1 protein-coding gene is annotated in these 448 nt (G+C 61.2%); it reads left to right on the top strand.

Annotated elements, in window-relative coordinates:
• On the top strand, positions 1-448 hold a 448-nt coding region (locus IU459_RS37640), incomplete at both ends, for an AMP-binding enzyme (protein WP_195134322.1).

Here is a 448-nt window from a genome sequence, read left to right as displayed (position 1 = left end):
CTTCGGTCGTGCGGATTTGACGGCGGATCGTTTTGTGGCGAATCCGTTCGAGCCGGGTGCGCGGATGTATCGCACCGGTGACCTGGTGGCTTGGAATGCCGATGGTGAGCTGGAGTATCGGGGTCGTACGGACTTCCAGGTGAAGATTCGTGGATTCCGGATCGAGCTGGGCGAAATCGAGGCCGCATTGTTGGCCTTGCGGCAGGTCTCGCAGGCGGCGGTGATCGCGAAGTCGGTTCCGAAGACCGGTGATCAGCTCGTCGCCTACCTGGTACCGAGTGATATCGACGCCGGTATCGATGTGGCCGCGGTGAAGTCTTTGCTGTCGGCTGGTTTGCCGTCGTACATGGTGCCGTCGGCGTTCGTGGTGCTGGATGCGTTGCCGTTGAACGTCAACGGCAAGCTGGATCGTAAGGCGTTGCCGGAGCCGGAGTTCGAGGTTCAGGCT

The organism is Nocardia amamiensis, from assembly GCF_015477605.1.
In the GTDB taxonomy this organism is placed as follows: Bacteria; Actinomycetota; Actinomycetes; order Mycobacteriales; family Mycobacteriaceae; genus Nocardia; species Nocardia amamiensis_A.
Note: the sequence above shows the minus strand (reverse complement) of the source record. Positions and strands in the feature narration are given on the sequence as shown.